The organism is Micromonospora sp. CNZ322, assembly GCF_007827755.1.
Map to the genome: position 1 here is coordinate 164,828 of NZ_VITD01000002.1, position 19,073 is coordinate 183,900.

17 protein-coding genes are annotated in these 19,073 nt (G+C 72.2%); 10 read left to right on the forward strand and 7 right to left on the reverse strand.

Annotation, left to right across the window (positions count from 1 at the left end; translation table 11 throughout):
• Positions 1-48 precede the first annotated feature (48 nt).
• Both pafA and FB453_RS05800 read left to right on the forward strand, forming a co-directional pair.
• Entirely contained in the window at positions 49-1,407 is a 1,359-nt protein-coding gene (pafA, locus tag FB453_RS05795; protein WP_088989658.1) for a Pup--protein ligase, read from the forward strand.
• Positions 1,408-1,486: 79 nt separating this feature from the next.
• The gene (locus tag FB453_RS05800) at positions 1,487-1,681 is read left to right on the forward strand and encodes a hypothetical protein (protein ID WP_091408694.1); all 195 of its coding nucleotides are present in this window, start codon (positions 1,487-1,489) and stop codon (positions 1,679-1,681) included.
• A 122-nt stretch (positions 1,682-1,803) separates the two neighbouring features.
• On the opposite strand, the gene FB453_RS05805 is transcribed toward FB453_RS05800, so the two are convergent.
• The gene (locus tag FB453_RS05805; protein ID WP_145788120.1) at positions 1,804-2,889 is read right to left on the reverse strand and encodes a DUF3866 family protein; all 1,086 of its coding nucleotides are present in this window, start codon (positions 2,887-2,889) and stop codon (positions 1,804-1,806) included.
• Between the two features lie 49 nt (positions 2,890-2,938).
• Positions 2,939-3,943 (reverse strand): cation diffusion facilitator family transporter, encoded by a 1,005-nt coding sequence (locus FB453_RS05810; RefSeq protein WP_112587300.1) that lies wholly within the window; start codon positions 3,941-3,943, stop codon positions 2,939-2,941.
• A gap of 118 nt (positions 3,944-4,061) precedes the next feature.
• Here FB453_RS05810 and FB453_RS05815 point away from each other — a divergent pair, with 118 nt between their 5' ends.
• The 6 genes from FB453_RS05815 to FB453_RS05840 all read left to right on the forward strand — a co-directional run bounded on the left by FB453_RS05815 (position 4,062) and on the right by FB453_RS05840 (position 8,880).
• Positions 4,062-5,060, forward strand: coding sequence for a helix-turn-helix transcriptional regulator (locus FB453_RS05815; protein WP_145788122.1), 999 nt, complete (start codon positions 4,062-4,064; stop codon positions 5,058-5,060).
• Positions 5,057-6,112 carry a helix-turn-helix transcriptional regulator gene (locus FB453_RS05820; protein WP_145788124.1) on the forward strand — a complete coding sequence of 352 codons (1,056 nt, stop codon included), beginning with the start codon at positions 5,057-5,059 and terminating at the stop codon, positions 6,110-6,112. Before FB453_RS05815 ends, FB453_RS05820 begins: the two co-directional genes overlap by 4 nt.
• Before the next feature lie 10 nt (positions 6,113-6,122).
• Complete coding sequence (locus FB453_RS05825; RefSeq protein WP_112726421.1) at positions 6,123-6,368, forward strand: hypothetical protein; 246 nt, start codon at positions 6,123-6,125, stop codon at positions 6,366-6,368.
• 159 nt (positions 6,369-6,527) lie between these two features.
• Positions 6,528-6,842, forward strand: a complete 315-nt coding sequence (gene tatA / locus FB453_RS05830) for a Sec-independent protein translocase subunit TatA (protein ID WP_112587298.1) — start codon at positions 6,528-6,530, stop codon at positions 6,840-6,842.
• Between the two features lie 18 nt (positions 6,843-6,860).
• Positions 6,861-7,811 carry a twin-arginine translocase subunit TatC gene (gene tatC, locus FB453_RS05835; RefSeq protein WP_145788127.1) on the forward strand — a complete coding sequence of 317 codons (951 nt, stop codon included), beginning with the start codon at positions 6,861-6,863 and terminating at the stop codon, positions 7,809-7,811.
• Positions 7,812-7,956: 145 nt separating this feature from the next.
• Positions 7,957-8,880, forward strand: a complete 924-nt coding sequence (locus FB453_RS05840) for a diacylglycerol kinase (RefSeq protein WP_145788923.1) — start codon at positions 7,957-7,959, stop codon at positions 8,878-8,880.
• Here the strand turns inward: FB453_RS05840 and FB453_RS05845 are convergent.
• Together FB453_RS05845 and FB453_RS05850 are read right to left on the reverse strand one after the other, a co-directional pair.
• Positions 8,843-9,760, reverse strand: a complete 918-nt coding sequence (locus FB453_RS05845) for an EamA family transporter (protein WP_145788129.1) — start codon at positions 9,758-9,760, stop codon at positions 8,843-8,845. The two genes, FB453_RS05840 and FB453_RS05845, sit on opposite strands and share 38 nt — an antisense overlap.
• Positions 9,761-9,843: 83 nt before the next feature.
• Positions 9,844-10,614, reverse strand: a complete 771-nt coding sequence (locus tag FB453_RS05850) for an HAD-IA family hydrolase (RefSeq protein WP_145788132.1) — start codon at positions 10,612-10,614, stop codon at positions 9,844-9,846.
• A gap of 86 nt (positions 10,615-10,700) precedes the next feature.
• Here FB453_RS05850 and FB453_RS05855 point away from each other — a divergent pair, with 86 nt between their 5' ends.
• Together FB453_RS05855 and FB453_RS05860 are read left to right on the forward strand one after the other, a co-directional pair.
• Positions 10,701-13,502 carry a DEAD/DEAH box helicase gene (locus FB453_RS05855; RefSeq protein ID WP_112601110.1) on the forward strand — a complete coding sequence of 934 codons (2,802 nt, stop codon included), beginning with the start codon at positions 10,701-10,703 and terminating at the stop codon, positions 13,500-13,502.
• 164 nt (positions 13,503-13,666) lie between these two features.
• Positions 13,667-14,551 (forward strand): MHYT domain-containing protein, encoded by an 885-nt coding sequence (locus FB453_RS05860; RefSeq protein ID WP_145788134.1) that lies wholly within the window; start codon positions 13,667-13,669, stop codon positions 14,549-14,551.
• A gap of 46 nt (positions 14,552-14,597) precedes the next feature.
• Here FB453_RS05860 and FB453_RS05865 read toward each other — a convergent pair whose 3' ends face one another.
• The 3 genes from FB453_RS05865 to FB453_RS05875 form a co-directional block, all read right to left on the reverse strand.
• Entirely contained in the window at positions 14,598-15,476 is an 879-nt protein-coding gene (locus tag FB453_RS05865) for an endonuclease/exonuclease/phosphatase family protein (RefSeq protein ID WP_486480169.1), read from the reverse strand.
• Positions 15,477-15,607: 131 nt separating this feature from the next.
• A complete protein-coding gene (locus tag FB453_RS05870; RefSeq protein ID WP_112601112.1) occupies positions 15,608-16,546 on the reverse strand; it encodes an SMP-30/gluconolactonase/LRE family protein in 939 nt (312 codons plus the stop codon).
• 160 nt (positions 16,547-16,706) lie between these two features.
• Positions 16,707-19,040, reverse strand: a complete 2,334-nt coding sequence (locus FB453_RS05875; protein WP_145788139.1) for a beta-L-arabinofuranosidase domain-containing protein — start codon at positions 19,038-19,040, stop codon at positions 16,707-16,709.
• Positions 19,041-19,073 lie beyond the last annotated feature (33 nt).

The window sequence follows — 19,073 nt, forward strand, 5'->3', positions numbered from 1 at the left end:
GTGGTCTGACAGTGACGAACCGGGCCTCCGGGCGGCTAATGTCACACCATGGAGCGGCGAATCTTCGGCCTCGAGACCGAGTACGGCGTCACCTGCACCTATCGCGGGCAGCGGCGGCTGTCCCCGGACGAGGTCGCGCGGTATTTGTTCCGTCGCGTGGTGTCCTGGGGTCGGTCGAGCAATGTCTTCCTGCGCAATGGGGCCCGGCTCTACCTGGACGTCGGGTCGCATCCGGAGTACGCGACACCGGAGTGCGACTCGGTGACCGATCTCGTCGCCCACGACCGGGCCGGCGAGCGGATCCTGGAGGGCCTGCTCGTCGACGCGGAGAAGCGGCTGCACGACGAGGGCATCGCGGGTGAGATCTACCTGTTCAAGAACAACACCGATTCGGCCGGCAACTCGTACGGCTGCCACGAGAACTACCTGGTCTCCCGGCACGGCGAGTTCGGCCGGCTCGCCGACGTGCTCATCCCGTTCCTGGTCACCCGGCAGTTGATCTGCGGGGCCGGCAAGGTCCTGCAAACCCCACGCGGCGCGGTCTACTGCCTCTCTCAGCGGGCCGAGCACATCTGGGAGGGCGTCTCCTCGGCGACCACCCGCAGCCGCCCGATCATCAACACCCGCGACGAGCCGCACGCTGACGCCGAGCGCTACCGGCGGCTGCACGTGATCGTCGGTGACTCCAACATGAACGAGGTCACCACGCTGCTCAAGGTCGGCACCGCCGACATCGTGCTGCGGATGATCGAGGCCGGGGTGGTGATGCGCGACCTGTCCCTGGAGAACCCGATCCGGGCCATCCGGGAGGTGTCGCACGACATCACCGGCCGGCGCAAGGTGCGGTTGGCCAACGGCAAGGAGGTCAGCGCCCTGGACATCCAGCAGGAATACCTCGCCAAGGCCACCGAGTTCGTCGAGCGACGCGGTGGCGACCAGGCCGCCAAGCGGGTCGTCGAGCTGTGGGGCCGGGTGCTCAACGCGGTGGAGACTGGCGACCTGGAGCCGGTCTCCCGGGAGATCGACTGGGTCAGCAAGCTGCGGCTGATCGAGCGTTACCAGCGCAAGCACGACCTGCCGCTGTCGCACCCCCGGGTGGCGCAGATGGATCTGGCCTACCACGACGTGCGCCGCGGCCGGGGCCTCTACGGGCTCCTGGAGCGCCGCGGCGAGGTCGACCGGGTGGCCACCGACCCGGAGATCTTCGAGGCCAAGGAGACCCCGCCGCAGACCACCCGGGCCCGGCTGCGGGGCGAGTTCATCCGGCACGCCCAGGAGAAGCGCCGGGACTTCACCGTCGACTGGGTGCACCTGAAGCTCAACGACCAGGCGCAGCGCACCGTGCTCTGCAAGGACCCGTTCCGGGCGTACGACGAGCGGGTGGAGCGGCTGATCGCCAGCATGTGACCGGTCGCCGGCCCCGTCGGTGCGCTGCGCCGACGGGGCCGCTCAGCCCGGCGCGCTGAGCGGTTAAGCTGAGCGCGCCATGACGACTTCTGGACCTTCCGACCGCCCCGAGCGCGGCACCGAGCGGCAGAACTGGATCGAACGCCGGCGGGAGAAGATCCGCGCCGAGATCGACCGTAACCGGCGCGGTGAATACACGGTGCCGACCTGGGTGCTGGCCCTGGCGCTGGTGCTCATCGTGGGCGGCTGGCTAGCCCTGATCTTCCTGGCCTGACCCCCTATCCCTCCCCCTTCCCCTGCCCCCGCCCCAGCTCGCGTTGATCATGAAGTTATTGCCATGACACGCCGGGGCGACGGGCAATCACTTCATGATCAACCGGGTGCGGGGCCGGGGGGTCAGGGGAGGAGGGTTACGGCGTGGCGGCCGGCGGCGGCTGCCGCCACGAAGTACGCGCGGTCGGCGTCGAGGCCACGGCCCATGGTGGACAGGGGCACGGCGCTGGCCCGCAGCGCGGCGTCCAGACCGTCGGTGAGCACCCGGACGATCCGGTGCCGTTCCGCGAGGGGCGCCAGTGCGGCGTGCACCTCGGCCGCGAGGGAAGGCGCCAGGTCCTCGGGCACCACCAGCTCCGCCGGGGCGAGCGCCACCCGACCGTACGCGGTGAGGCTGTGGTGTGACACGCCCCGGTGTCGGGGGCGGGGGTCGGCGTCGGAGATGCGCAACGATCCGACCGGCTTTCCGCCCAGCGTGGCGATCGCGTTGACCGCCTCGCCCACGGCGACGCCGGAGAAGCCCCATTGGGTGCCGGTGCCCAGGTTGCCCGGTCCCTGAGCCACGATCGCCACGTCCGCGTTCAGCACGTAACGGGCGGCGAGCAGACCGCCGTGCAGGGTGGTGGCCTCCAGGTCGCCACCGAACGCCTGCCCGACGGTGATCGTGCCGGCCAGCTCGGCCCGCAGCCCGGCGAGGGTGCGGGAGAACCAGGCGGGCAGCGCCCCGCCGTCGGTGAGCAGGTACGCCACCCGCGCCTGCGGGGCGTCGGCCCGGATGCCGGCCAGGATCGCCGGGAGCGCCGAGTGCAGGTCGGCGGTGACCACCGGCAGTCCGCCGAGGTCGTCCGCGTCGGCCAGCACGTCGCGGTGCGGAGATGCCTCCTCGTCGACGCCGAGGAGGATCGGCTGCAACGGCGTGTAGCGGGCCTTGACCAGGTGCCCGGCGTCGCGGGTGTCGGCGACGTCCGGCGGGTCCGGCGGCAGCCGGTCGGGCAGGGCGACCACCAGGGCGTACCCGCCGGTGCCCAGGCCCATCAGCAGCGCGCCGGCGTTGAGCAGCACCCGGTCGCCGGGCTCGGGCATGCCGACCAGCTCCGGGTAGGCCAGCGCCCGCATCCGCGTGCCGTCGGGCAGGTCGACGTCCAGCTCCACCGCTCCGGTCCACTGCCGTCGCAGCGTCGCCACCGTCCCCGTACGCCATCGCACCATGACGGGCACGCTAGCCGCGCGGGCGTGGCGGTCCGCGCCCGGGTGTGGGTCAGGTCGGTTCGGGGCCGCCGGCGTCCGGGCTCGGCCCGGCCTGGGTGTGCCGGGCGGTGCCGGTGGCGCCCGGCATCGAACGGGTCGGGTCGAGGAAGACGAACCTGATCTCCGGGTACCGGTTCGTGAGCCGCCGCTCGGCCTCGTCGGCGGTGGCCTCGATCTGCGCGCCGGTGGCCTCGTCGCGGAAGTCGACCTTTGCGGCGACCAGGATGTCCTGCGGGCCCAGCTGCATTGTCAACAGGGTGTCGATGCGCTCCACCTCGGGCAGCCCGGCCAGATCCTGCTCGATCTCGTGGCGCAGCCGCTCCGGGACGGCCCGGCCGACCAGCAGCGACAGGTTGTTGGCGGCGAGGACCCCGGCGACCGCCAGCAGCAGGAGCCCGATCAGGATCGACGCGACGCCGTCCCACACCTCGTCGCCGGTGGCGTGCGACAGGCCGACGCCGAGCCCGGCCAGCACCAGACCGATCAGCGCCGCGCTGTCCTCCAGGAAGACGGCCTTGACGGTGGTGTCGGCGGTCAGCCGCAGGAACCGCCGAGGCGTGGTCCGCCAGCGCTGCGACTCGCGGCGGACCTGCCGCACCGCCCGGGCCAGTGAGATCGACTCGATGACGAATGACACCCCGAGCACGATGTACGAGATGAGGTAGTCGCCGCTGTGCTCGTGCACCAGGATCGTGGTGACGCCGTGGGTGACGGCGAAACCGGCGCCGGCGACGAACGTGAACATGGCCGCGAAGAACGCCCAGACGTAGCTTTCCTTGCCGTACCCGAAGGGGCGTCGCTGGTCGGCCGGGCGGGCGCCGCGGCGCAGCGCCTGGAAGAGCAGCACCTCGGTGGTGGTGTCGGCGACCGAGTGCGCCGCCTCGGAGAGCATCGCGGCTGATCCGGAGATCAGCCCGGCGATCAGCTTGGCGACCGCGATGGCGAGGTTGGCGGCGCCGGCGACGACGACGGTGCCGACGCTCTCGCTCTCGGGCCTGGCGTCCGCTTGCGACATGAGGATCACCCTAAGACCGCGGACGGCGACGCGCCGGGGGAGGCCCGATCCGAACAAGTGTGCGGCACGCCCGCCGTGGGTGCACGGTGTGGGCGGGTCGGCTGCTAGCGTCTACCGCGTGTCGCGGACCCGCACCGAACGCCTGGTCAACCTGGTGATCTGCCTGCTGTCCACGCGACGGTTCCTGACCGCCGCGCAGATCGCCGCGACCGTGCCCGGTTACGAGCACGATCCGGACGACGCGCGCGACCACGAGGCGTTCCAGCGCAAGTTCGAACGGGACAAGGCCGAGCTGCGTGAGCTGGGTGTGCCATTGGAGACCGGCACGGCGAGCGCCTTCGACGCCGAGCCCGGCTACCGGATCGCCCACCGCGAATACGCGCTGCCCGACATCCTCCTCGAACCGGACGAGGCCGCAGCGGTCGGCATCGCCGCCCGGCTGTGGCAGCACGCCGGGTTGGCCGCCGCCGCGTCGTCGGGGCTGGCCAAGCTGCGTGCCGCCGGGGTGGACGTGGACCCGCAGGCGACCCTCGGCCTGGAGCCGATGGTCACTGTCGACCCGGCGTTCGCGCCGCTGACCGCCGCTGCCCGGGACCGCCGCGAGGTGGGGTTCGACTACCGGGTGCCCGACCGCGACGCGCCCAGCCGGCGACGGCTGCAACCGTGGGGCGTGGTCTGCTGGCGCGGCCGGTGGTATGTGGTCGGCCATGACCAGGATCGGGAGGCGACCCGCTGCTTCCGGCTGTCCCGGGTCGTCGGCGCGGTCCGGGTGACCGGCGCCCCCGGCGCGTACGAGCCGCCGGCCAACGTCGACCTGATCAGCCACGTGGCCCGCTGGTCGGGTCCGGTGGAGCGCACCGGTCGGGCCACCGTGCTGGCCGCGCCGGGGCGGGCCGCCGGGCTGCGCCGTTGGGCGGTGGAGGTGACCGCCGGGCCGGACGGCGACCGGCTGGTCCTGCCGTACGCCGACCCGGACGGGCTGGCTGGTCATCTCGTCGGCTACGGCCCGGACGTGCGGGTCCTCGACCCACCGGAGGTCCGCGAGGCGGTCATCCAACGACTCAAGGAGATCGCCGTGCGCCACGACGAGCTGGCCGTCGGCGGGGGTGCCCGGTGACCCGCCCGGCCGCCCGCAACGGTTCCCGCGCGTCCGCCGACCGGCTGGCCCGACTGCTCAACCTGGTGCCCTACCTGCTGGCCCGGCCCGGCATCGAGATCGCCGAGGCGGCCGGTGACCTGGGCGTCACCGAGCGCCAGCTCCGGGAGGACCTGGAGCTGCTCTGGGTGTGCGGGCTCCCCGGGTACGGCCCCGGTGACCTGATCGACATGGCGTTCGACGGTGACCGGGTGACCATCACCTACGACGCCGGCATCGACCGGCCGTTGCGACTGACCCCGGACGAGGCCCTGGCCCTCGTTGTGGCGCTGCGGATGTTGGCCGAGACGCCCGGGGTGGCCAACCGGGAGGCCGTCGAACGGGCCCTCGCCAAGATCGAGGCCGCGGGCGACCTGGTGGGCGCGCCGGTGGCGGTCCGGTTGCCCGGGGACACCCCGCGGGTCGAGGCGCTGCGCGCCGCCGTGGAGGGCGGCAAGGCCTTGCGGATCACCTACTACACGGCCGCCCGGGACGAGACCACCGAGCGCGTCATCGACCCGCTGCGGATGCTGATGGTCGGCGGCCGGGCGTACGTGGAGGCGTGGTGTCGGCGCGCGGAGGCCGTCCGACTGTTCCGTGCCGACCGGATCGACGCGGTCACCGAGTTGGACGAGCCGGCCACGGTGCCGCCGCAGGCCGTCCCGCACGACCTCACCGAGGGCGTGTTCCGCCCCTCGGCCAACCTTCCGTTGATCACCCTGCGCATCGGCCGGGGCGAGCGGTGGATCACCGAGTACTACCCGTGCGAGCGGGTGGAGGCCGGCGACGGCGACCAGTGGCTCGTCTCCCTGCGGGTCACCGACCTGGGGTGGGCCCGCCGGTTCGTGCTGGGCCTCGGCCCGGAGGTGACGGTGGTCGCCCCGGTCGAGTTGGCCGAGCAGGTGCGGGCGACGGCGGCCGCAGCGCTGGACGCGTACGCGGTGCCCACGCCCACGGCCGTGCCCCGGCCGCCCGAGGCCGACCCGGAGCGCGCGCCGTCGGGTGACCCGGCGGTGGCCGGCCGCACCCAGTAGGCTGACCGCCGTGCTGATCTGGATCGTGCTCGCGGTGGTGCTGCTACCCCTCGTGGCGCTCGCGTTGGCCGTGCGCCCGGTGCTGGCCCGGCTGCCCCGACTGCGCCGCGCCGCCGTGGCGTTGCAGCGGCGGGCCGCCGAGGCCGAGGCGCTGCGGGACACCGCCGAGGCGCTGCAACAGCGCGCCGAGGAAGTCCAACGTCGGCTCGACACCACCTCCCGGCGACTCGCGGTGATCAAGGCCAAGCGCGGCTGATCGGGTACGCACCCGCCGGTGGTTGACGGATCATCGCGGGTTGGTCAAGACTTCACCCTCCCGCCCAGACCACCACCACCCAGCGGGTGGCGGGCAGCCGATCCGCACGTACGATGGGCTGCGTACCACCTCCCGGACACAGAGCGACTGGAGCTTCTCATGGGTGCCCTCAAGCCGTGGCACATCGCTGTTCTCGTGGTTGTGCTGATCCTGCTCTTCGGTGCGAAGCGGCTCCCCGACGCGGCCCGCTCGCTGGGTCGGTCGCTGCGGATCATCAAGGCCGAGACCAAGAGCCTGCAGGACGACGACCGCGACCTCGCCGAGAAGGCCGACGCGCAGGCCGGCTACCAGCCGCTGCCGCCGCACGCCGGGCAGCAGGCGCCGTTCGCTGGCCAGCCGCAGCAGGCCCCGTACCAGCAGGCGCCGCCGCAGCAGCCGGTCGTCGACCCGGTGCACCGCGTCCGCGACAACTGACCGAAGGGCCCCACTACCGTGGCCTTCGCACTGCGCAAACGCGGCCCGAGCACGTTCGAGCGGGCCGCCGACGGCTCGATGACGCTCATCGAGCACGTCCGCGAGCTGCGCAATCGACTCTTCCGCGCGTCCGTGGCGATCCTGATCGGCTTCGGCTTCGGTTTCTGGCTGGCGAAGCCGGTGCTGCACCTGCTCCAGCAGCCCTACTGTGACCTGCCACAGGCGAGGATTGTCAACGGCAAGTGTGAGTTCGTGCAGCTCGGCCCGGCCGACCTGTTCCTGCTCAACCTGAAGGTCGCGCTCTGGGTCGGGTTGATCGTGGCCGCGCCGATCTGGCTCTACCAGCTCTGGGCGTTCATCGCGCCCGGCCTGCACCGGCACGAGCGGCGCTACGCGTACTTCTTCACCGCTCTCGCCGCGCCGCTGTTCGCGGCCGGCGCGGTGCTGGCGTACTTCGTCACGGCCAAGGGCCTGGAGTTCCTGCTCAGCATCTCGGACAGCGAGATCAGCACGACACTGGAGATCACCAAGTACATCTCCTTCGTCACCAACCTGATCCTGTTGTTCGGTGTGGCCTTCGAGTTCCCGCTCGTCGTGCTGATGCTCAACTTCGTGGGCATCGCCAGCGCGAAGCGGTTGCTCAGCTGGTGGCGCGTGGCGATCTTCGTGTTCTTCGCCTTCTCCGCAGTGGTCACCCCAACCCCGGACCCGTTCGGGATGACGGCCCTGGCGATCTGCCTCTCCGCGCTCTACTTCGGCGCGGTGGGCATCGCCTTCCTCAACGACAAGCGGCGTGGGCGGGGCAAGGAGATCTACGCCGGCATCGACGACGACGAGGTGTCGCCGTTGGAGTTCGACGCGGACCCGGTCGTGGCCGGGCAGCGGGTCGACTCGGCCGCGCCGATCGGCGTACCCGAACCGGTCGCCCCACCGGCGCCGATCGAACGCCGCTACGACGACATGACCTGACGGTCGCGCACCACCCGTTCTGCCGACGCCGTCCCCGTTCACCGGGGGCGGCGTCGTCGTGTGGTGACCTCACCCGCCGCGTCGGCGGTGGAACTGATGGTGACGGCACCCGCCCCTGGTGAACGGCGGGTGTCCGACCGGTACGGTGCTGCCCGTGACCGCAGACGATCCCCTGCCCGGCCCGGTCGCCGTGCTCGCCAACCCGACCGCCGGTCGTGGACGGCACAGGGCGTTGCTGCCCCGGCTGCTGGACGGCTTGGCCGCCGCCGGACGGCCGATCCGGTTGCTGCCGGCGTCCAGCCCCGCCGAGGCGGAGGCGGCGTGCCGGGCCGCCGTCGCCGACGGCGCCGGCGCGTTGGTGGCGGTCGGTGGGGACGGCACCGTGCACCGGGCGTTGCAGGCGGTCGCCGGCACCGCCGTGCCGTTCGGCCCGATCCCGGCCGGCACCGGCAACGACTTCGCCCTGGACACCGGCTTCCCGGCCGACCCCCTCGCTGCTGCGGCGGTGATCGCCGAGGCGGTGCGCGACGGCCGCAGTCAACCGGTCGACCTGGCCCGGATGATCGGGGTCGACGGCGTCGAGCGCTGGTACGGGGCGGTCCTCGCGGCCGGGTTCGACGCGATCGTCAACGAACGGGCCAACCGGATGCGCTGGCCCCGCGGCCCGCGCCGATACGACCTGGCGATCCTGGTCGAGCTGGCCCGGCTGCGCCCACGCCGCTACACCCTGCGCCTCGACGGGGTGCCGCACGACCTGGACGCGGTGCTCGTGGCGGTGGGCAACTGCCCCACGTACGGCGGTGGGATGCGGATCTGCCCCGACGCGGACCCGACCGACGGGCTGCTCGACGTGGTGGTGGCGGGTCGGGTCAACCGGCGGACCCTGATCCGGGTGAAGCCGCGCATCTACCAGGGCACCCACGTCAGCCACCCGCTGGTGCGAAGCTTCCGGGCCCGCACGGTGGAGTTGGCCGCCGAGGGCATCACCTCGTACGCCGACGGGGAACGCTCCCTGCGGCTGCCGGTGACGATCAGCGCGGTTCCGGGCGCCCTGCGGCTGCTGCGTTGACCCGTACCGCGCCGATGCTGGCGGTGATGACCAGCACGATGGCGGCGCACTCCAGCACTGTCAGCGCCTGCCGTAGCACCAGCCACCCGGCGAGTGTGGCGACGGCCGGGCCGAGGCTCATCAGCACCGCGAAGGTGGCGGTGGGCATCCGCCGTAGCGCCAGCAGCTCCAGGGTGTAGGGCAGCCCGGAGGCGAGCACCGCGAGGGCGGCGCCGAGCGCCAGCACCGGCGGGTCGAGCAGCACCGCGCCGCCGTCGATGATGCCCAGCGGCAGGGTGACCAGCGCGGCGAGGGTCAGCGCCAGGGCCAGCCCGTCCGCGCCGGGAAAGCGGCCGCCGACCCGGGCGCTCAGCACGATGTACGCGGCCCACATGGCGCCCGCGCCGAACGCGAAGGCCACCCCGACCGGGTCCAGCCGGCCGAAGCCGCCCTGCCCGAGCAGCGCCACCCCGGCCAGTGCGAGACCCGCCCAGCCCCAGCTGGCCAGTCGGCGTGCGGAGAAGACCGACAGCGCCAACGGGCCGAGCACCTCGAGCGTCACCGCCGGGCCCAGCGGGATGCGTTCGATGGCCTGGTAGAACAGCGAGTTCATGCCGGCCAGCGCCAGCCCGAACGCGCCGGCCGCGAGCCAGGCCGACCGGTCGTGTCCGCGCAGTCGGGGTCGGCACACGACGAGCAGCAGCACCGCCGAGATGGTCAGCCGCAGGGTCACCGCGCCGGCCACCCCGGTACGCGGGAAGAGCAACGCGGCCACGGCGGAGCCGAACTGCACCGACAGGGCCCCGCCGAGCACCAGCCCCACGGCGGCGACGCCACCGCGCCGGGCTGGTGGCGTGTCGGCCGGCGCCGTCGTGGGCAGCAGGATCTCGGTCACGGGCACGACGGTAGGCTGTCCGCCCTGGCCAACCTGCGGCGGTGTCCACCGGCGTGACCAACGGTGCGCACGGGTCGGGCCAGCGCCGGTCAGCCGGGTAGGGCGAGGTCGAGCACCGCGCCCAGCCCGTTCTCCCGGCCCGGCTCGGCTGCCGGGAGCACCAGCACCGAGCAGCCGGCGGCCACAGCGCCCGCGTCCGCCGGGGTGTCACCGACCATCAGGGTCTGCTCCGGGTCGACGCCCAGCATGCCGCAGGCACGCCAGAAGATCGCCGGGTCGGGTTTGCAGCGCCCCACCTCGTAGGAGAGCACGAACGCGCCGACCAGGTCGGTCAGCCTCCAGGCGTCGAAGTGTGGCCGCAGGTCGAAGCCGATGTTGCTGACCACCGCCACCGGCACCCCGGCGTCGCGCAGCGCGGTCAGCGTGGGGGCGGTGTCGGCGTACGGCAGCCAGCCCTCGGTGGTCAGCAGCCGCTCGTAGAGCGCGTCGGCGAAGCCGTCGATGCCGGCGTCGACGGTCTCGGCCAACCCGGTGTACGCGCCCCGGTGGGCGTGTTGGTAGAGGTCCCGGTCGGCCCACAGTTCGGCGAGTCGGGGCGGCACCCGTGCCGGCAGTGGCCCGCCGGCGCGGCCGGCGGTCAGCAGTCGGTCGGCCAGCGAGGTGGCGCGGACCCGGTCCAGGGTGACGCCGCAGGCCGCCGCGGCCTCCAGCACCCACCGCTGGGGGTCCTCCACCTGGGCCAGGGTGCCGTGGAAGTCGAAGAGCACCGCCTTGACAGGGCGTCGGGACGCCCGGCGGGCGGCGGGCGCCTCGGCGGTGCCCGGCGGACTGGTCTGGGGCGGTTCGGCATGGTCCGGCACGCCGTGCACCCTACCGACCGCCCCCGACCGTGCCTCCGGACGGCCTTGTGGGGTGACATGGCTCGGCACGCACTAATCTTGGTGCCATGTCGAGCCCCGCCGAGCGGTACGCAGCGGCGCGCCGCAAGGCCGCACAAGCCGCACAGTTTCCGGCGCTGGACGAGTTCGCCCTCGAGTTGGGGTTCGATCTCGACGACTTCCAGCGGGAGGCGTGCCAGTCGCTGGAGCGGGGCAGCGGTGTGCTGGTCTGCGCTCCCACCGGCGCCGGTAAGACGGTGGTCGGGGAGTTCGCCGTCCACCTGGCGTTGCGTGGGCGCCCCGACGACCCGGTGCCCGCCGCCGACGCGACGACCCCACCGGCCCGGCGCAAGTGCTTCTACACCACCCCGATCAAGGCGCTGTCCAACCAGAAGTACCACGACCTGGTCGCCCGGTACGGCGCCGAGCAGGTCGGCCTGCTGACCGGCGACAACGCGATCAACGGCGACGCGCCGGTGGTGGTGATGACCACCGAGGTGCTGCGCAACATGCTCTACGCGGGCTCCAGCACTCTCCAGGGCCTCGCGTACGTGGTGATGGACGAGGTGCACTACCTGGCCGACCGGTTCCGCGGTGGGGTCTGGGAAGAGGTGATCATTCACCTGCCCGCCTCCGTCACCCTGGTCTCGTTGTCGGCGACCGTCTCCAACGCCGAGGAGTTCGCCGACTGGCTGGTCACCGTGCGCGGTGAGACCGCCGTGGTGGTCAGCGAGCACCGGCCGGTGCCGTTGTGGCAGCACATGTTGGTCGGCAAGCGGATGTTCGACCTGTTCCACGACGCCGACGCCGCCCGCAAGCACGACGTGCACCCGGAGCTGCTGCGCTATACCCGGGAGACCGCGCGGCGGCTGGAGTTGGGTGAGGGGCGCAGCGCCGGGCCCGGTGCCGGCCGGCGTGGCCCGCGCTGGCGTGGCCCGTCGCGCCCGGACATCGTCGACCGACTGGACCGGGAGGGTCTGCTACCGGCAATCCTGTTCATCTTCAGCCGGGCCGGTTGCGCCGCAGCAGTGCAGCAGTGTCTCGCCGCCGGGCTGCGGCTCACCTCGGCGGAGGAGCGGGCCGAGATCCGCCGGGTCGTCGAGTCGCGGGTCACCGCCATTCCCGGCGAGGACCTGACGGTGCTGGGCTACTGGGAGTGGCTGGACGGCCTGGAACGCGGCCTGGCCGCCCACCACGCCGGCATGCTGCCGGTGTTCAAGGAGATCGTCGAGGAGTTGTTCGTCCGCGGCCTGGTCAAGGCGGTCTTCGCCACCGAGACCCTCGCGCTGGGCATCAACATGCCGGCCCGCTGCGTGGTGCTGGAACGGCTGGTCAAGTACAACGGCGAGGCGCACGTCGACCTGACCCCGGGGGAGTACACCCAGCTCACCGGGCGCGCCGGCCGTCGGGGCATCGACGTGGAGGGGCACGCCGTCGTGGTGTGGTCCCCGGAGACCGACCCACGGCAGGTGGCCGGGCTCGCGTCCACCCGCACCTACCCGCTGCGTTCCAGCTTCCGGCCGTCGTACAACATGGCGGTGAACCTGGTCGGCACTGTCGGCGCGGAGCCGGCTCGGGCCCTGCTGGAGTCCTCGTTCGCCCAGTTCCAGGCAGACCGGTCGGTGGTCGGCCTGGCCCGGCAGGTGCAGCGCAACACCGAGACCATCGAGGCGTACGGCGCGGAGGCCGCCTGCCACCACGGCGACTTCGACGAGTACTTCGCGCTGCGGGTGGCGATCGCCGACCGGGAGAAGGCGATCGCCCGGCAGGGGCAGACCCAGCGCAAGGCCGCCGCGGTGGCCTCGCTGGAGCGGCTGCGGGTCGGCGACGTGATCCGGGTCCCGTCGGGGCGGCGGGCCGGGCTGGCCGTGGTGCTGGACCCGGCGACCGGTGGGTTCGGTGAGCCCCGGCCGCTGGTGCTCACCCAGGACCGTTGGGCCGGGCGGGTCAGCCCCGGCGACTTCACCACTCCGGCCGAGGTGTTGGCCCGGATCCGGGTGCCCAAGCACTTCAACCACCGGTCGCCGGGCGCCCGGCGGGATCTCGCCGCCGAGGTCAGCGGCACCGGCCTGGATCGGCACGGTGGCCGACGCGGGGGCCGTTCCCGGCAGGTGACCGGCGAGGACCACCAGATCACCCAGCTTCGCACCGAACTGCGTCACCACCCGTGCCACGCCTGCCCCGAGCGTGAGGAGCACGCCCGTTGGGCGGAGCGGCGTCGGCGGCTGGAGCGCGACACCGAGGAGCTGCGTGAGCGGGTCAGTGGTCGTACGGGGTCCCTCGCTCGAACGTTCGACCGGATCGTGGCGCTGCTCACCGAGCGTGGCTACCTCGCCCGCGACGGCGCGGTCACCGACGCCGGTCGGATGCTGGGCCGGATCTGGACCGAGGCGGACCTGCTGGTCGCCGAGTGCCTGCGCCGGGGGGTGTGGAACGGGTTGTCCCCGGCCGAGCTGGCCGCCGCGGTGTCAGTGGTGGTGTTCGAGGCGCGCCGCGATGTCGACGAGCGGGCGTCGCTGCCGCGCGGGCCGGTGGCCGACGCGGTGGACGAGACGCTGAAGCTGTGGGGGGAGATCGAGGCCGACGAGGCGGCGCGGGGGCTGACGGCGACCCGGGAGCCGGATCTCGGTTTCGCCTGGCCCGTCTACCGGTGGGCCCGGGGTGAGGCGCTGGCCAAGGTGCTCGGCAGCGGTCACGAGATCGATGGTGAGATGCCCGCCGGTGACTTCGTCCGGTGGGCTCGACAGGTCGTCGACCTGCTCGGTCAGATTGCCGACTCCGGCGGTGCCACAACGGAGCTGCGGTCGACGGCTCGACAGGCTATAGCGGCCGTCAATCGAGGCGTTCTCGCGTACCACACGTCAGCCTGACAATCACGCCCAGTCATTATCGTCGGTGAATCGACGCAGCGGACGGTCACCGCAACGGCACCCCTCGGATCGCCCGGGGGCACTGTTGCGCCTGATCACGGCACCCCTGATCATTGCCGAGGCGTCTTGTTGACGCGTCGGTAACGAATGGGGAGAAAGCCGCCGTGGCGGAGATCAATCACTTTGAGTACGGGTGGATCACGCCCGGGCTGAGCTACGCGTTGTCCGTGCTCGGTTCGATCCTCGGTCTGGTCTGCGCCGGGCGCATCCGCACGGCCCGGACGAGCGGCCAGCGGGCGTGGTGGGGTCTGCTGTCGGCCTGGGCGCTGGGCGGCACCGCCATCTGGGCGATGCACTTCATGGCCATGCTCGGCTTCGCTGTCGAGAACACCCGGATCCGCTACGACGTGCCGCTGACCGCGGCCAGCACGGCCATCGCCGTGGTGGCGGTCGGTATCGGCCTGGCCATCGTGGGCACCGGCCGGCTGAATCCGGTACGCCTGATCGCCGGCGGTATCTTCACCGGCGCCGGCGTGGCCTCCATGCACTACACCGGCATGGCCGCCATGCGCCTCAACGGCAGCCTCGGCTACGACACGGTCCGGGTCGTGCTCTCGGTGGTCATCGCCGTGGTGGCGTCCACCGTCGCGCTGTGGCTCGCGATGACCGTCCGGCGGGGGTTGGCGATCTTCGCCTCCGCGCTGGTCATGGGGATCGCCGTCAACGGGATGCACTTCACCGGCATGAGCGCCCTGTCGGTGCACCGCCACGAACGGACCGGCGAGGTGGTCGGCGCCGGGGTGAGCACCATGCTGGTGCCGATCGTGCTGGCGGTGCTCTTCGGGGTGGTCGGTCTGCTCTACGCGCTGCTCGCCGCTCCGACCGACGACGACCGGGCCGGCTCCGCGTACCTGGACGGGCGGCGGCTCGCGGAGCCAGCGGCCCCGGTGCCCACCGCTGCTCCCGACCCGGTCGGGTTGCGCGCCCGCTCCACCCTCGGCCAGCCCGGTACTCCGTTCCCGTCCCGTCGGGACACGCCGCCGCGCTGACGCCGTGCGGTCGGCCGGCGCCGTCCGCGCCCGCTGAGGAGGCGGATCAGGCCGGCCGGCGGCTGGGGCCGATGGTGAGGGTGGCCAACAGCCCGGGGTGGTCGGTGGCGCCGCGCATGGGCACCAGGGCGCGACAGCAGAGCGTGATGTCGGTGGTCGCCGTGATGTGTTGCAGTCGGCCGTCGTCGATCCGCTGATGGCCGGGCGGGGTGCAGGATCGCACGTCGGGGTCGTGCCCGGCGCGCAGGTTGAGGTCGCCGCCCAGCACGGTGGGCTCGTACCCGGCGTCGCGGGCGATCGTCGGCAGGATGGTGTCGAGCAGGTGGTCGCACTGGGTGAGCGCGACCCGGTAGCCGGTGGCCGACAGGTGCGTGGTGCAGGCGAGCAGGGCGCCGTCGACGTCGACGCAGAGCCAGGCTCGTTCCTCGGGGTCCGCGAGGTCCTGCGTCGGGTGGGTTCCGGCGTACACGTTGCTCGGGGCGGCCGGCGTCCGCACGTGGGCCAGCAGCCCGATGCCGAACCGTTGGCCGTTGCGACAGCGGGTGTCGTCTCCGCTCGGGCGGTCGCCGGCGGCCTGAAACGCGGCCACGATGGTCTGGCCAGGGTGGACGGTTTGGAACACCCCGCGCAGGGTCGACAGGTCGCCCGCGCAGATCTCGTTGAGGGTGACCAGGTCGGGCGCCTCGGCGGTAATCACCTCGGTGGCCCTGGCCATCGCGTGGCCGGTGTAGCAGCCGGCGAGGCCACTGTTGCAGAGGTTCATCTGGAGCATCCGCAGGACCGTGGGTTCCGGGATGACGTTGGTGGGCGTGGTCGGCGGTGTGGCCGACGGTGTGGCCGGCCGCGCGGCCGGCAGTGCGGCGGCGGCGAGAAGGCAGCCCACGGCCAGGGTTCGGCGCAGGAACCGGTACGGACGGGCAGCCACACGAACTCCGGGGGGCACGAGGCGACAGTCGTCGCCGGGTGCCAGTGATCCTACTGGCGGCCGATCGGCGATCGAGATCCAGAGCGGTGGGCCGAGGGGGCACCCGCGCGGCGCGTACCCCCTCGGGTCACTCAGTGGGCGCGGACCGCGACGGCCGTGTAGGGCGTGGTGGGGGTCGGTGGTGTGGTGAACCGGGCGTTGGGCAGGTAGAGCCGGCCCAGCGCCTTGGCCACGGTGGTGGGTACGTCGAAGTTCGGATCGGTGATGGTGCCGGTGAGCGCTCCGGCGGTGCCGGCGTGGTTCAGCCGGACCACCGCGATCTGGTTGAGGCGGTTCTGCACGACGTAGAGGGTGCGGCCGAGCAGTAACAGCCCATCGCCGTTGGTGAAGGTGTGGCCTGGCACGTCCACGACGGTGCTCGCCCCGGTCGCCGGGTCGACCCGGTACAGGGTGCCGGTGGTGGACTGGACGACGATCAGCGCCCGGCCGTCCGGTGTGGTGGCGATGCCGTTGAGGTTCACACCCGTACCGACCTGCTCGTACGCGCCGGTCAGCGTGATCGTGGTGAAGGCGTCGGCGGGCGGCAGCGCCCCACGGCGACCGAGCGGCAGCCGGTAGAGCACCGGCCGGTTCGAGTCGGTGAAGTATGCCGCGTCGCGGGTCAGCACGACGTCGTTGACGAACGTCGGGGCGGTGGCGAACTGGTAGCGGGCCAGCACCTCGCCGGTGCGGGTGTCGAGCACGCGAGCGTCGCCAGCCGTGCCACCGGAGACGAAGAGCCGGCCACGTGGATCGACCTTGAGGCCGAGCGACGGTGTGCCGGTGGCCGCGCCAATCGTCGTGCCCCGGCCGGTGACCAGGTCGACGCGCTGGATGGCACCGGTAGCGCGGGAGCCGAAGTAGGCGTACCGGCCGGCGGTGGCGATGCCCTCGGGCTGGAACCCGTCGGGGAGGGCGAGGACGGCCGGCGGCCGCCCGGCGGGGTGCGCCTGCGCCGGCGCGACGGCGACGGTGGCCAGCATGGCGGCGGTCAACGCGCCGCCGAGCGTGGTGCGGAGGGGGCGGTTCACTGTGCTCCTTCCGGGCGGAAGCGGCACGAGCCGACACGTCCGCCACGTTCACTGGGGCCAGGACCCTCCCCACTGTACGACCGCTGGCGGGCGCCCGCCCGGCGTCACCGGCGCGGCCTTCGGGTGACCGCGCCGGTGAGCCCGCCTGGCGGGGCGGAGGTCAGGCGTTGCGGACCAGCCTCCACCGGTTGTCAGCGCTGCCGTTGTCGGAATCCTGCACGGCCTGCGCTCCCCAGGCGGTCGACGCGTTCAGGATCCCGAGCAGCTTGTTGCTGTTGACGTTGCGGATCTTGTAGGTGCCGTCGCCGTTGTCCACCAGGATCCACCGGTGGTCGGCGGTGCCGTTGTCGGTCCACTGCAGGACCCGGGCGTTGTCGGCGGTGGACATGTTCTCCACACCCAGCACCTTGCCGCTGTTGACGTTGCGGAACCGGACCGCGTTGCCGTCGGTGATGACCACCCAGTTGTGGTCCGCGGTGCCGCTGTCGGCCCACTGCACGGCCAGCCCACCGTCGGCGGTGGACATGTTCTGGATACCGAGGACCAGCCCGGTGCCGACGTTGACCAGGCGGTAGCTGCCGGTGGGGCCGCCGCTGCCGCTGGTGTTCCAGTAGACCGTGTAGTTGTAGCCGTGGGCGTCGTAGAAGGGGGCGAGGTTCACAGTGGACCCGTTGGCGCTGGCGGTGAACGCGAGCGAGTTGGTGCTGGTCCGGGTGATCGAGGAGACGGTGAGGGTGGGCAGGGTGCTCAGGGCCGTGTTGCCGTAGTTGCCGGCCAGCACCGAGGGGCCGTACGTGATCGCGCCGACGTTGGCGTTGTCGTTGGCGGCCTTGACGGCGACCTGCATCGGCAGCCGCACGGTGATGGTGTCGCCGGCGGCCCAGGTGCGCGTGACAGTGGCGTAGCTGCCCGGTGTGGTGGTGACGTTCTCCACGGTGCCGTTGACGGCGATCGTCGCGCCGCTGGTCCAGGACGGGATCCGCACCCGGATGCTCCACGACCCGCTCATCGAGCCGGACAGGGTCAGCGTGGTGGTGTCACTGACCGGGAAGCTGGTGGTCTGGGTGACCGTGATGCCGCGCTGCGTCCAGTTCAGCACCGACGGCGTGAACAGGTTCACGCTCAGTGTGGTGCCGTTGTAGAAGTAGATGGAGTCCATCAACCTCGTGTTGATCTCCAGGCCGGTGCCCTGGCAGCACCAGAACGAGTTGTAGTCGGTGCTCCAGGTGCCGCCACCCCACGCCGGGCCCACACCGCGACGTCCGCCCGGCCGCAGCGGGGTGAAGTAGGTGATGTGGCCGTGGCTGTCGGCCGGGTTCTGCCCGCCGATCAGGTGGTTGATCAGCGCGCGCTCGTAGAAGTCGAAGTAGTCCGCCCGGTTCGGGTCGAGCAGCCAAAGCTCCCGGGTCAGCTTGAGCATGTTGAACGTGTTGCACTGCTCGCAGGTGTCGTTGCTGAGGTAGCCGGCGATGGCGTTCGGCGGCCGGAAGTGCTCCGCCTGGCTGTTGCCGCCGATGATGTAGGTGTGCGCGCCGACGGTGATTCGCCACGCGTTGCTGGCGATGTCCCGGTAACGGGTGGTCCCGGTGGCCTTGAACTCCCGGGCGGCACCGATCCACTTGGGCACCTGCGTGTTGGCGTGCAGGCCGTTGAGCTGGTCCTGGCCGGAGGCCAGGGGGTTGAACACGGAGTTGTGGTCGAACCGCTGCGCGGTGGTGAGCCATCGACTGTCGCCGGTCTGCTGGTAGATGTCGGTGAGCACGTCGTTCATGCCCCCGAACTCGGTGCCCAGCATCGACTGCATCTGGCTGGAGCTCAGCCGGCTGGTCCGGGTGTCGACCCAGCCGGCGAGGGCCAGCAGCACCGTACGGGCCTGGGTGTTGCCGATGTAGCGCCAGACGTCGAGCAGACCGGCGAGGGTCTTGTGGATGCAGTAGTAGGGCACGTTGCCGTTGGAAAGCGTCCGTGCCTCGAGCGCGGTGAAGTCGGACTCCGGGAAGCCGGAGAGGTAGCCCGCGCCGAACCCGGCGGCGGAGTTGTTGGCCTGGCACTTGGCCAACTCGGCCACCATGTAGTTGGCCTTGTCCCGGCAGGTCGTGTCGCCCAGCACCGCGTACGCGTACGCCCACGCGCTCAGGAAGTGGCCCTGCATGTGGGTCCGGAACGGGAAGTTCGGCGCGTCCCAGCCCCCGTTGGTGGCGGCGCCGTTCGTGGACAGCCGGTGGTTGGCGCGGAAGTTGTAGAGCATCCGGTCGACGTCGACGAACCGCAGGTAGTTGAGCGTCCGGGTCTGGTTGTCCATCCAACGGCCGGAGGTGAGTCGTACCTGACCCGGGTCGAATGCATACGCCGAGACGCCGATGTCGGGCCGGGCCGGGGGCACGACGGCCGCGGACGCGCTCCCGGGGGAGACGGCGACGCCGCTCGCGGAGACCACCACGGTGGCTCCGGCGGCCTGAAGCAGGTGGCGGCGGCTGAGGGGCAGGGGTGGCATGGGGAACCTCCAGGTGGCCGGGTACGTCGGGCC